We start from the raw sequence: 13,478 nt of genomic DNA on the forward strand, positions 1-13,478 counted from the left end.
CTCATGCCCGCGGACGCTCGCGCGCAAGAGAGCCTTGGGGAACAAGGCATCTCACCGGCAACTTCCGTGGCTAGCGCGATCGAAAAGCTGCGCCAGCTCAAGATGTCGGATGATGCCGTCCTGACACGCCCGCCAGCTCAGCCCGACGTCTCGCGTGGTGCTGAATTGCACACTCCGGGGCAGCCACCCTCTGCTCACACCCGACCGGGAGGCGGCCGCCGGCGCGTCTTCATGTTGCTGCAGGGGGTGTGCTCGCCATTCTTCCTGCACCTAGCGAAAAAGCTCAAACAGGATGGCCATGAAGTCATCAAGGTCAACTTCAACAGCGGCGACAGCTTCTACTGGCGCCACGACAAGGCGTATGCCTATCGCGGCAAGCTCGAGGACCTGGGCGACTGGATCGCCGAACTCTGGCGCAAGCATCACGTCACGGATCAGGTACTGTTCGGCGACCGACGTCCGGTACATCGTGATGCCGTGCTCAAGGCGGAATATCTCGGCATTCGTACCCACGTGTTCGAGGAGGGCTACTTCCGCCCCTACTGGGTGACGCTGGAGCGCGAAGGCGTCAATGGCCACTCCCTGCTGCCACGTGACCCCGACTGGTTCCGTGAGGCAGGCAAGCATCTCGAAGATGCCCCCACGCCACAGCGCTTCAAGGCGCCTTTCAGCGAGCGCGCGCGGCATGACATCACCTATCACCTGGCGGGCGCGGCCAATCCGCTGCTGTTCCCGCGCTACCGCCCGCACAGTATTCACGCCGTGCAGGAATACGCAGGCTATGCGACACGGCTGCCCTTGATGCGCTGGTACAAGCGACGTGACGCCAAGCGTATCGATCAGCTGATGGACAGTGGCGCGCCCTACTACATGCTGCCGCTGCAGCTGAATACCGATGCCCAGATACGCCACCACTCGCGCTTCGCCAACATGCAGGAAGTCATCCAGCGGGTGATGAAGAGCTTCGCCGTGAATGCGCCACGTGGTGCACGCCTGGTGATCAAGAACCACCCTCTCGACATGGGGCTGGTGGATTACCCGGGGCTGATTCGCTCATTGGAGCGCCGCTACGACCTGATCGGGCGTATCGTCTATCTGGAGAGCGGCAATCTGGAGAAGCTGCTGCAGCAGGCCAAGGGCATGATCACGGTCAACAGCACGACCGGTAACGTGGCGTTGCAGTATCGCTGTCCGACCTTCTGCATGGGTGACCCGATCTTCAATCTGCCGGGTCTGACCTTCCAGGGCTCGCTGCATGATTTTTGGACCCAGGGCCAGCGCCCTGACACCACGCTCTTCCGACATTTCCGCAATACGGTGATTCATACCGTGCAGCTCAATGGCGGCTTCTACTGCAAGCCGGGCATGCAACTGGCCGTGGTGGGCGCCTCCAAGATACTGTGTGCCGAACGCTCGCCGCTGGAGAACATGTTGAGCCGCTGCTGAAAATGCAAAAACACTGCTGGACCACGCAACACTGGTGAGATACGCCAATGATGGCAGCCTCTCTCACCCGACCATAACGAGAAACGCAAGGGAACTGCCGACCTTCGGTGTCGGGATTCAAGGAGACCAAAGATGACGGCCATGCCCCCCCAGCAGCCAGCGCCTACCGACGCTGAGCGCGCCACCGGCACTCACCGAGCGGATCATCAACCAGCAGAGCATCGACCTGCAGAGAGCGACGCCAGTGCGCAAGCCGCGCAGGATGCCAGCCGTCTGCGGCGCGTCCTGATCACCGGTGCCACGGGCGAAATCGGCGGCGCCCTGGCGCGCGCCTACGCCGAGACGGGCACCACGCTGATTCTCACCGGCCGCAAGCAGCGCAAGCTCGATGCGATCGCCAGCGACTGCCGCAAGCTGGGCGCCGAAGTGGAATGCACGGTACTCAACCTGTGTGATGAAGAAACCCTGTTCACCTGGTTAGATGAAGTCTGCGCGCGCGGCGTGCCGGACATCGCCATCGCCAATGCCGGCATGAATACCGATATCGGCCCCCAGGGCAACGGAGAGCGTTGGGAGGATTCACGCCGCCTGCTGCAGACCAACGTGATCGGCACGCTGGGCATGGCCCACCAACTGGCCATGGCGATGAAGCAGCGGGGCAGTGGTCAGCTGGTACTGCTCAGCTCATTGGCGGCCTGGCATGGCCTGGCATTGACGCCCAGCTACAGCGGCAGCAAGGCGGCGGTCAAGGCGTATGGCGAAGGCCTGCGTAGCTGGCTCAAACCCCATGGTGTAGGGGTCACCGTCGTCATGCCCGGCTATGTCACCTCACCGATGTGTGAGGCCATGCCAGGGCCCAAGCCCTTCGAGATGCCACCCGAGAAGGCCGCACGCCGCATTCTCAAGGGTGCAGCGCGCAACCGGGCGCGTATCAGCTTCCCCTTCCCGCTCAACTTCGGGTGCTGGTGGTTGAGTGTCCTGCCCGCCGGTATCTCACAGCGCCTGCTCGGGTGGTTCAATTACACTCATTGATTGGGGCTTGCGTCTTCATGAGCCATGAACCTGAGCGGTGAGTCTGAGTCATGAGCCGGCCGGCCATGAACAGTCGGCAATGGCTCAGCGTTTTTCCATTGTCATGACAATGAGTTAGCGTAATACCCCATTACCTGCCACTTGAGTACATCGTGCAGAATTGATGGGAAAGACAGTGACGGCAACGCCATAGCGACAGTTGAACACGCTAGAACGATCAGGATCTGGACACCAGAGCGCCTGAAAATACTGCGGCGAGGGGCCGGGTTACCGCTCCCCTCGTCGCCATGGATCTTGATTAGGGTCGAGTACTCGACCAGACACTACACAGCCCCTGCGACGGCAGAGGCTAACGAGGTCGGCATTACATGGAGTTTGTCATTGCGTTTGTGTCTTTCATGGCCGGGCCACTGCTGGTCGGCCTCGGGTTGACGCTGGGGCTTGAGCATCTGCTGCTGAAACAGATGACGACACCGCCAGCCGCATTCTGGCGTCGCCCCGTCAGCGCCAGGCTGGCACATGCCGGATACTGGTGCGCCAGCTGGTCACTGTGCACCTTGATCACCCAGCGGCCCTGGTTCTCGCTGATCGTCGTCAATGCGCTGTGGCTGGTGGTGCTGCAGGTCAGCCACACCAAGTACGTGTCGCTGCGTGAACCCTTCCTCAGCCAGGACTTCGAGTACTTCACCGACGCCATCAAGCACCCGCGCCTGTATATCCCCTTCTTCGGCATCGGGCTGACCATCGCCGCGACCACGGCAGGGGCGCTGGCGATCGGCCTGGGGCTCTGGCTCGAACCCGCACTGGGCTTCTCAGCCGCCTACTCAGGCAACGCCGCTGTGTGGCTGGTGCCGTTGATCAGCGTTCTGATCGGCGCGAGCGTCTTGACCTACGCCTTGGGAAATCGTCTGGCCAGCAAGGTGATTCTGGTACCCGAATTCGATCTTAGTGAGCTGGGCATGGTGGCCTACCTGCTGGCCTATGCGCGGCTGGCGCGTCGCCCGCTGACGCCACTGCGCAATCCGTTGGAGGAGGCACAGCGCGAACTCGACGCCACCTTGCGCGAACTCGATGACGAGGACGCCACCAAGGCATTGCCCCATGTGGTCAGCGTGCAGAGCGAGTCCTTCTTCGATGCCCGCCGCGTCTATCCCCGGGTACGTGACGACCTGCTGCCGAACCTGGACCGCTGCCACTTCACCGCCCTGGCCCAGGGGCTGCCGTGTGGTCGTCTGGCCGTGCCGGCGTGGGGCGCCAATACCGTGCGCACCGAGACCGCCTTTCTGACGGGCCTGACCGCCGAGGAGCTCGGCGTGCACCAGTTCAACCCTTATCATCAGCTGGCGCGTCGCGCCGTGCCCAATCTGGCCGCCAGCTACAAGGCAATGGGCTATCGCACTCTGTGCATCCACCCCTATCCCGGCAGCTTCTATCTGCGCAATCAGGTGCTGAAACAGCTCGGTTTCGATGAATTCCTCGACATCGCCCACTTCAGCGATGCCGACAAGAGCGGCCAGTACATCAGCGATGCCGCCGTAGCCGCCAAGGTGGAAGACTGTCTGCTGGAAGCCGGTGACACGCCGTTGTTCATCCAGGTGATCACCATGGAGAATCACGGCCCGCTGCACCTGGAAACCTTCGACAGCGCACGTCTGCCTGAGTGGTATGACGGAGACCTGCCGGAGAACTGTCAGGAACTGGGCATCTATCTGCGCCACCTGGTGAATGCCGATGCGATGATCGAACATCTCACCACCGCGCTGGCGCGACTGCCGCGCGGCGGGCTGCTGTGTTTCTATGGAGACCATGTGCCGATCATGCCCGAGGTCTATGCGACCCTGGGCGAGCCCAATGGCGTGACCGACAGTTTCATCTGGTCCAGCGCCCTGCCGGAGTCCGACGACACCGCCCGCCAGACCATGGCGGCCGTGCGCGACAAGGACCCGCAGCTGATGGAGTGGGTCCTCGACTGCGAAGGGCCTTTCAAGACTGACGAGCAATGCCGCAAGGGCGACCCGCGCGTCATCAATATCGATACATTAGGAAGTGCGCTGCTGAAGGCGACCGCGAAACATGCTCGCCACAGTGCCGTGACTCAGAAGTTCAGGAGCTTGTCATGACCCGACGCGTTGCCATCATCGGCGCAGCCAGCCGTTTCCCCGGCACCACTCAGGCCACCCTGTGGGACGACCTCCTGGCCGGCAAGGACATGGTGACCGAAGTCGCCGACGACCGCTGGAGCAAGGAATCTCTCTCGCACCCGGACAAGAAAGCCCCGGGCATGAGCTACAGCTTCGCCGCAGGCTCACTGGGCGACATCACCGGCTTCGACCCGGCCTTCTTCGGCATCAGCCCGCGCGAAGCCGCCAGCATGGACCCTCAGCAACGCATACTGCTGGAGATGAGCTGGGAAGCCATCGAGCACGCCGGCATCCCGGCCGAGAAGATGCGCGGCTCACGCTGTGGCGTCTTCATGGGCATCGCGAGCCTGGATTACTCCTATCGCATGGCGGATGACCTGAGCGCCATCGGCCCGAATACCGCCACCGGTAATACCTCCAGCGTGGCCTCGAATCGCCTGTCGTATGCCTTCGACCTGCACGGCCCGAGCCTGTCGCTGGATACCGCCTGCTCTTCCTCTCTGGTCGCCTTCCATCAGGCTTGCCAGTCGATCAGAAGCGGCGAGACCGACATGGCGCTGACCGGCGGCATCAGCCTGCACCTGCATCCGTACGGCTTCCTGATCTTCTCCAAGGCCACGATGCTGTCGAAGACCGGCCGCTGTCAGGTATTCGATGAGGCCGGCGACGGCTACGCGCGCTCCGAAGGCGGCGGCGTCTTCCTGCTCAAGGATCTCGACCAGGCAATCGCCGATGGCGATCGTATCCTCGCCGTGGTGGCCTCTTCCGTAGTCAATACCGACGGCTACAAGTCCGGCCTGACCGTGCCCAACCCGGCGGCGCAGATCCAGCTGATGGAACAGGCCTGCGAGCAGGCCGGCATTCAACCGGACGAGATCGACTACCTCGAGGCCCACGGCACCGGTACCGCGGTCGGTGACCCGCTGGAAACCCGCGCCATCGGTGCTGCCATCGGCCAGAAGCGCACCAGTCCGCTGCCGATCGGCTCGATCAAGAGCAACATGGGGCACCTCGAAACCGCCTCTGGCGTGGCCGGCCTGGCCAAGGCACTCGGCGTGATCGCGCACCGTGAAGTGCCCGCGACAATCAAGATCCAGCGCCTGAACCCTAAGATCCGCACCGACGAGTGGAATCTGGATATCGTCACCCGGCCGCGCAAACTCAAGGCGGAGGGTCGTCTGGTCGTCGGCGTCAACTCCTTCGGCTTCGGTGGCGCCAATGCCCACGTGCTGCTGGAAAGTGCTCCCGAACAGTCGGTAGCGCAACCGCACACTGAAGGTGAGGAGACGCCGCCGCTGCGCTTGAGCGCCCGTTCCCCACAGGCGCTCAAGCAATCCGCACTGGAGCTGGAAGAGCACCTGCGTGAGCTCGCCGCCCACGACATGGCGCCCAGCCTCTACGATCTCGCCTGGCAGCTGGCCGCCCGCCGCGAGCACCATGTGCATGGCGCCCTGCTCAGTGCCGACACCTACGCCACCCTGCTTGAGGATCTTGACGCCCTCGCCAGTGAAGGCGATCTCGGCGACCATCCGCGCATTACCCTCGCGGACCGTCTGCCGGCATTACCGAGCGCCAGTGACAATGATGCATCACCGCGTGCCACGACGAATGCCCCGACTTCCGTGCAGGAGCGCGGCCCGGTGTTCGTGTATTCCGGCAATGGCTGCCAGTGGGCCGGCATGGGCCGTGCCCTGCTGGAAGAATCCGCCAGCGTGCGCGCCTGCCTCGAGCGCCTCGACGCCGCCTTCCGCGACTTCAATGGCTTCGAGCTGCTCAAGGAGCTGGACGGCAGCCTGAGCGAGAAGGGCGAGAACCGCCTGGACGCCACCGAGATCGCCCAGCCGGCGCTGTTCGCGCTGCAGGTCGCGGTCACCGAATGGCTGATCGAGCGTGGTATCCGCCCGGCCGCCGTCACCGGACACAGTGTCGGCGAAGTCGCTGCCGCCTGGGCGAGTGGCGCGCTGACGCTCGAACAGGCCACCCGCGTCATCTTCCAGCGCAGCTATCACCAGGGGCGCACCCGTGGCACCGGCGCGATGATGGCCGTCGGTCTCGGCGAGTGCGAGATGCACGAATGGCTGGAGCAGCCGCAATGGGCGTCGCTGTCACTGGCTGGCATCAATGGCCCGCGCGGCACCACCCTGGCCGGCGAGCGTGAGCTGCTGGAAGCGCTGAGCAAGGAGCTCTCCGCCCAGGGCACCTTCGCACGGGTGCTGGGACTGGATTACGCCTTCCACAGCCCGGCGATGGACCCGATCAAGTCCGGCCTGCTTGAATCCCTCGACGGCCTGACGCCCCGCGCCACCCATACCCCGTTCATTTCTACCGTCACCGGCAGCGTCATTGCCGGCGAGCAGCTGGACGCACGCTACTGGTGGGAGAACATTCGTCAGCCGGTCATGTTCGAGGCCGCCGTCACCTCACTGGTCAACTGGCATTCCGAGACGGAAGAGAACGCTACCCTCGGCCGTCATCGCCTGCTGATCGAGATCGGCGCGCACCCGATCCTGCGCAGCTACCTGAACGACATCCTCAAGGCGCGCAGTGACGAGGCGCCCACCGGCCAGGTGCTCGCCAGTCTCGATCGTCGCCATGCCGGGGTAGATGCCCTGGAGCATCTGCGCGGTCGCGTGCTGCTCTCCGGCGCTGTCGACATCACCGGCCTGTTCCCGGTCGCCGGTCAGTTCGTCGAGCTGCCAAGCTACCCTTGGCAACGCATCCCGTGCTGGATCCAGACCACCAGCGAAAGCCAGCGTCTGCTGGATCGTCATTACGTGCATCCGCTGCTCGGCTATCGTCTCGTCCAGCAACGCCTGACCTGGGAAGCCCAGCTCGACACCCAGAAGGTCGCGTGGCTGGCCGATCATCAGGTCGGCGAGAGTGCCGTCTTCCCAGGGGCCGGCTATCTGGAGCAATGCCTGGCCGCCGCCCACGAATGGCAGGCCGCCAGCGCCGATGCGGACAGCCTGCCCGATTTACTGGATCTGGAAGACTTCGAGATTCGCGCCCCGCTGCTGCTCGATGACAGCACACTGCGCCTGACCCGCCTGTCACTGGACAGCGCCAATGGCACCATGCGTCTGGAGAGTCGTGAGACACGCGCGGAAGATGCCGACAAGTGGAATCTGCACGCCGTGGCGCGTGCCTTCACCGCCACGCGTGGACGCCTGCTTGAGCGAGCCGCCCCGGTCATGCCGAGTCGCGCCGCCGATTTCGGCCGCGATGAGCACGTGGCGGCTGCCGCACAACTCGGCCTGCATTACGGCCCGCACTTCCGCGCCGCCGAGCAGATCTGGGTCGATGCGGGCGCCGACCATCACGCACCAGGCACTGCGCGTCCGCAGGTGCTGGCCCGTTTCTCGCTGACCGAGGAAATGGCCAGCCAGGACGCCGACTTCCACCTGCACCCCGGCGTGCTCGACAGCGCCTTCCAGCTGTTCATTCCGCTGCTGGGCGTACTCAAGGGCCAGATGGCGGCCAGCAATGGCATGGCCTTCGTGCCGGTGCGTGTCGGTCGCCTGCAGGTGCGTGAGCAGGTACGCGCCTCACAGATCGTCACCGCGCGCGTCGTGCTGCGCTCGCGTGGCCCGCACTCCCTGTGCGCCGACTTCGAGCTGTTCGACGCCGAAGGCCGCGCCGTGGCAGTTGCCGAAGAGGCCCGCTTCCGCGCCGTACGCCTGGGACGTGACGGCACGGCACATCTGGATTACCTGGATATCGAACTGACTGCCGCACCGCATCCGCTGAGTCCGCGCCCTGCCGCCGCCCTGGCACTGGAGTCGCTGGTCGCCGAGGCGATGGCGCCTGAGCTTGTCTGCAGTGACGACACCACTCATCCGCTGGCAGACAGCCAGTGCTTCCGCGATGAGCTGGAGCCGCTGCTCGACAGCCTGATGCTCGCCAGCGTCCACGAGACCCTGCTGCGTCACGCCGCGCCGGGCGACCCGGAACTGGCTCATCTCGATCACGAGGCGCTGTCGCGCTGGCAGCGCCGTTGTCCGCTGTTCAGCCGTGCTCTGCTCGACTGGGCCGAGTCACAAGGTCTGACGGAAGCACTCGACAGCGGCGACTGGCAGATCAACTCGCTGGATCTGCCCGCCGCCAATGACATCTGGCAGCTGCTGGTACGCGACTACCCGGGCCAGTTCCCGTTGACGCATGCCGCCGGTCGCCTGCACCTGCACCTGGATGAATGGCTCAATCGCGGCATGCCCATGGGCGGGCAGTTAGAAGGCGCTCAGTCAGAAGGGACTCAGCTGGACGGCACCGCTGATGATGTGGTGGCAGACCGCGAGGCGCTGCTCTCGACGGACGCCAGTGCCGCGCTCGAATATCTGCGCCAGCCGCTGATCCCGACGCTGCTCAAGACGGCGGTCGGCAATGCCGGCTGGCAGTGGTTGAGCGCACAGCTCGATCAACGCATCAGCAGCGCGCTTGCTACTCTGCCTGCCGGCCAGCGTCTCGATGTGCTGGAGCTGGGTGCCGGCGGCCCCTGGCTGGGCCAGCGTCTCGCGACACTGCGCGAGGCGGATGCACGCAACGGTCGCTACGCAGCGCTGGATTACCGCTTCGTGGCCGCCAGTACCGGCGCCCTCAGTGAAGCCAACCGCCTGCAGGATGACCTGCCGCTGATCGACGTGATCACGGGCGAGGCCTTCCAGGACACCGCCGCGACTGGCAAGACTCAGCTCGCCATCGTGCATCTGGACTTCGAGGCACCGTCACAGGCGCGCGAGCTGCTGACGGCGCTGATCGCGAATCTGGCCCCCGGCGCGCAGCTGCTGCTGTGTGGCTGTGAACCGGCGGCCTGGGCCGGACCGATTCTGGCCCTCGATGATGGTGAGCAGCTGCGCAGTCATCCGGGCATTGCGCAATGGCAGCGCCTCTTGACCCAACTGGGTCTCGACATCGAGTCACCAGCGCCTGCCAGCGATAGCCTAGCCAACGATAATCAGGGTACTGAAACATCAGGCGCCTGGTGGCTGTCCGCGACGCTTGCCGCTCAGACACCGCTCGCGGCTCTTGCGAAAACCGCTGAAGGCCAGACGGCGGCAGGTGAATCAATCGAGAGTGAATCAGTGGAAGGCGAAGCAGTGGCAAGCCAGGCCGCCACGCTCTCCATCGCGTTGCTGGATAGCCCGCAGGCACCGGCGAATCAGGCACTGCTGACAAGCTTGAGCGACTCGCTGGCCGCGCGCGGTCATCAGGTCAGCCATCAGCGCCTGTCAGCCAGTCTGCCGGTGGATGCCTCCGCATTGATCGAGCAGCTTGGCGACGTTGATCATCTGATCGCGCTGCCCAGTGCTGCAGCGACAGGTGAGCAGAATGGTACGGACAGCACCAACGCCCTCCAGTGCGCACGCCAACAGTTACTGACACAGGTTGCCCAGGCCTTTGACAGCGCTCAGGAGCAGGATGACAGCCGTCTCGCCCCGACCCTGTGGGTGCTGACACATGACGTGGCGACGCTGTGGCAGACAGATGGCGCCCCCGCCGCGATGCCACCGGCGGATGCGGCCGGCTGGGGCTTTGCGCGCAGCCTGGCCAACGAGAGCCAGTCGCTGGCCATTCGCCTGCTGGATACGCCGACGCTTGAGCACGACGCCGCCAGCATGTCGGCCTTGATGGGAGCACTGGTGCAGGAACTCGAAGCGCCGGATCACGAGCAGGAAGTGGTGCTGGATGCCACTGGCGCACGCTTTGCGACACGCCTGCGTCAGGTGGCGGCGCCTCAGCAGGCCGCTGGCGCAGAGAATGCCCGCTTGCAGGCATCTGGAACCCAGCGCCACGGCGTCAGCCTCGGCTTCAGCCAGCCCGGCCAATTGCGCAATCTGGAATGGCAGCCACGCATATTGCCCGCCGTGGCAGCCGGCGAAGTCGAAGTGCGTGTCGAGGCAACCGGCCTCAACTTCCGCGATGTCATGTACACTCTCGGCCTGCTGTCGGATGAAGCCATCGAACACGGCTTCTCCGGCCCGAGCCTGGGACTCGAGTTCTCCGGCATCGTCACTCAGGCCGGCGCCAATGCCGAATTCACGATCGGTGAGCGCGTGGTCGGCTTCGGCCCGGCCAGCTTCTCCGATCGTCTGGTGATCGCCGACACCGCGCTGGCCCGTGTGCCTCAGGGCGTCAGCCTGGAAGCCGCGGCGACCATTCCAACCACCTTCTTCACCGTCTACTACGCGCTCAAGCATCTGGCGCGCTTGGAAGAAGGCGAGAAGGTGCTGATTCACGGTGCCGCCGGCGGCGTGGGCATCGCGGCGCTGCAGATCGCCGAGTGGCTGGGCGCCGAGGTGTTCGCGACCGTCGGTTCGCCCGCCAAGCGTGACTTCCTGGCGCTGATGGGCATCGACAACGTCTATGACTCGCGCAGCCATGGCTTCGCCGAGGATATCCTGGCCGATCTTGCTGCACGCCAGCAGCGCGACCCATCCGTCGATGCACGTGGCGTCGATGTGGTGCTCAATTCGCTGGCCGGTGAAGCCATCGCCCAGAACCTGCGCGTACTCAAGCCGTTCGGGCGTTTCTGTGAGCTGGGCAAGCGCGACTTCTACGAGAACACCCCGATGGGGCTGCGTCCGTTCCGCAACAACTTGAGCTACTTCGGCATCGACTCCGATCAGCTGATGAAGGAATGCCCGGGCCTGACCACGCGCCTGTTCCGCGAGATGATGGCGCTGTTCGAGGATGGCACCCTGGCGCCGCTGCCCTACACCACCTTCGATGCCAGCCAGGTGGTAGAAGCCTTCCGTTACATGCAGCAGGCCCGCCAGATCGGCAAGGTCGTCGTCACTCAGCATACTGCCGAACACGCCGCTGAGAAGACAGCTAGTGCAGTGCCCCATCAGCCCGATACGGTCGCGGCCGATCAAAAGACACTGACGATCGACTCGGCGGGCAGCTATCTGGTCACCGGCGGTCTGGGCGGCTTTGGCCTGCGCAGCGCCGAGTGGCTGGCCGCACAGGGCGCGCGTGAGCTGGTCCTGCTCGGACGCTCCGGCGCGGCCAGTGAAGAAGCGCAACAAGGCGTCGCGCGTCTCAAGGCCCAAGGCGTGAACGTGCATGCGCTGGCCTGTGATGTCGCCGACGAAGCCGCGTTATCCAAGGTGTTCGCACGCTTCGGCAAGTCCGCTGAAGATGATGGCATCGCCCCGCTCAAGGGCATCATTCATGCCGCCGCGGTGATCGATGACGCGCTGATTCGCCACCTCGATGCCGAACGCATCCAGCGCGTGATGACGCCGAAGCTGGAAGGTGCGCGTCTGCTGGATCGTTTGAGTGGTGAACATGCACTGGACTTCTTCGTGCTCTACTCCTCGGCCACCACCCTGTTCGGCAACCCGGGACAGAGCGTCTACGTGGCGGCCAACCACTGGCTGGAGGGCCTCGCCGCCAACCGTCGTGCCCGTGGCCTGCCCGCTACCTGCGCCCGCTGGGGGGCGATCGAGGATGCCGGCTTCCTGGCACGCAACGAGAAGACCCGCGAAGCACTCAAGAATCGTCTCGGCGGTGATGCGCTGATGGCAGACCACGCGCTGGCCTGTCTCGGCGAGATGATCAGTGCAGATCAGAACGCCCAGGCTCTCGGCCTGCCTGGCCGCTCACTGGGCGTGCTGGAACTGGACTGGGGCGCGCTTGCGCGCTTCCTGCCGACCGCCGCCACGCCACGCTTCGAGGAAATTTCCCGCCGCGCCGGTGAGGATGACAACAGCCAGGCGCAGCAGGATGATATCGCCGCCGCACTGGCAGGTTTGAGCGGTGAAGCGCTGCAGACCGCCATCGTCGAGATTCTCAAGGGCGAGCTGAGCAAGATTCTGTTGATCGACGCCAGCGCCATCGACGTCAACAAGAGCGTCTACGACATGGGCTTCGACTCGCTGATGGGGGTCGAGCTGATGACGGCAGTCGAGGCACGCCTGGGAATCAGCATTCCGGTGATGATGATCAGCGAAGCCGCCACCCTGTGGCGCCTCGCGGAGCGCCTGATGCACAAGATGGGCAACGCCGACGGCGAGGAAGCCGAAAGCAACTCCGAAGACCAGGCCATGGCACAGCTGGTGAAGCAGCATGGTGGAGACGCCATCACTCAAGGAGAAGACTCGGCCGTCGTAAGCAAATAAGCGTAAACGCATCAAGTCACGGGCGAGAGCGGGTAACACTACCGCTCTCGCCTTTTTTCTATCAGGGATCTGGGATGCAGATCATGCGGGATGGAACTTGCCATCGAATGAAACTAGTGAAACCATACTTTCGGCTGAATTTTAGCATAAGCTAAACCAAGGTTCGTTCAGCTGTCATCGCAGTACATGGAGCACTCGGTTGTTCACCAGGTAACGCCCAAGCCATGGCCGACTTGATGGCTTCTCATTGTTGATGGAGAAAATCCTCATGGACGAAATGACCATCCTGTCCGTCAATGTACATCGTGATCTCAACGATCATGCTCCCCTGTCGATCATGACCAGCGCCGAGGGTTTCACCCTACTGCTCGCCAAGACCGACAGCACGACCTATCTCGTGATCGCCCAGCATATGGGCCGCACAGTGTCGACGGTAGAGCTCGCCTCAGTACGCTATGCCGACTTTATCATCCAGCTAATTGATGAGCACATTCGACAACATCCGGGGCTAGAGTGTGAGGAGCTGGATATGCACATTCGGCTAAAAGCCAGGGACCATATCCCCCGCACCCCCTTGCCTGACGATTTCATGGCACCTGATGCGTGATTCTTTCCATGATGTTTCGGGGGATAGGCGGGAAGACCGAGCGGCTAACGCATTGAAAAGGCATGCGAGTCTCGATAAGGGGCATTATTGTGTGCGCAACGCCCCGTGCCGTCCCCCTCTTCGACCAGCATG

General features: G+C 63.9%; 5 protein-coding genes. All 5 read left to right on the top strand.

Going from position 1 to position 13,478, the window contains the following annotated elements:
- Nucleotides 1-231 precede the first annotated feature (231 nt).
- The gene (locus FLM52_10835; protein NVN56281.1) at nt 232-1,446 is read left to right on the top strand and encodes a capsular biosynthesis protein; all 1,215 of its coding nucleotides are present in this window, start codon (nt 232-234) and stop codon (nt 1,444-1,446) included.
- A gap of 141 nt (nt 1,447-1,587) precedes the next feature.
- Entirely contained in the window at nt 1,588-2,478 is an 891-nt protein-coding gene (locus tag FLM52_10840) for an SDR family NAD(P)-dependent oxidoreductase (GenBank protein ID NVN56282.1), read from the top strand.
- A gap of 368 nt (nt 2,479-2,846) precedes the next feature.
- On the top strand, nt 2,847-4,598 hold the full coding sequence (locus tag FLM52_10845; protein NVN56283.1) for an LTA synthase family protein: 1,752 nt from the start codon (nt 2,847-2,849) through the stop codon (nt 4,596-4,598).
- A complete protein-coding gene (locus FLM52_10850) occupies nt 4,595-12,739 on the top strand; it encodes an SDR family NAD(P)-dependent oxidoreductase (protein NVN56284.1) in 8,145 nt (2,714 codons plus the stop codon). Before FLM52_10845 ends, FLM52_10850 begins: the two co-directional genes overlap by 4 nt.
- 268 nt (nt 12,740-13,007) lie before the next feature.
- On the top strand, nt 13,008-13,346 hold the full coding sequence (locus tag FLM52_10855; protein ID NVN56285.1) for a hypothetical protein: 339 nt from the start codon (nt 13,008-13,010) through the stop codon (nt 13,344-13,346).
- Nucleotides 13,347-13,478: the final 132 nt, after the last annotated feature.

Source organism: bacterium Scap17 (genome assembly GCA_013376735.1).
Taxonomy (GTDB): domain Bacteria; phylum Pseudomonadota; class Gammaproteobacteria; order Pseudomonadales; family Halomonadaceae; genus Cobetia.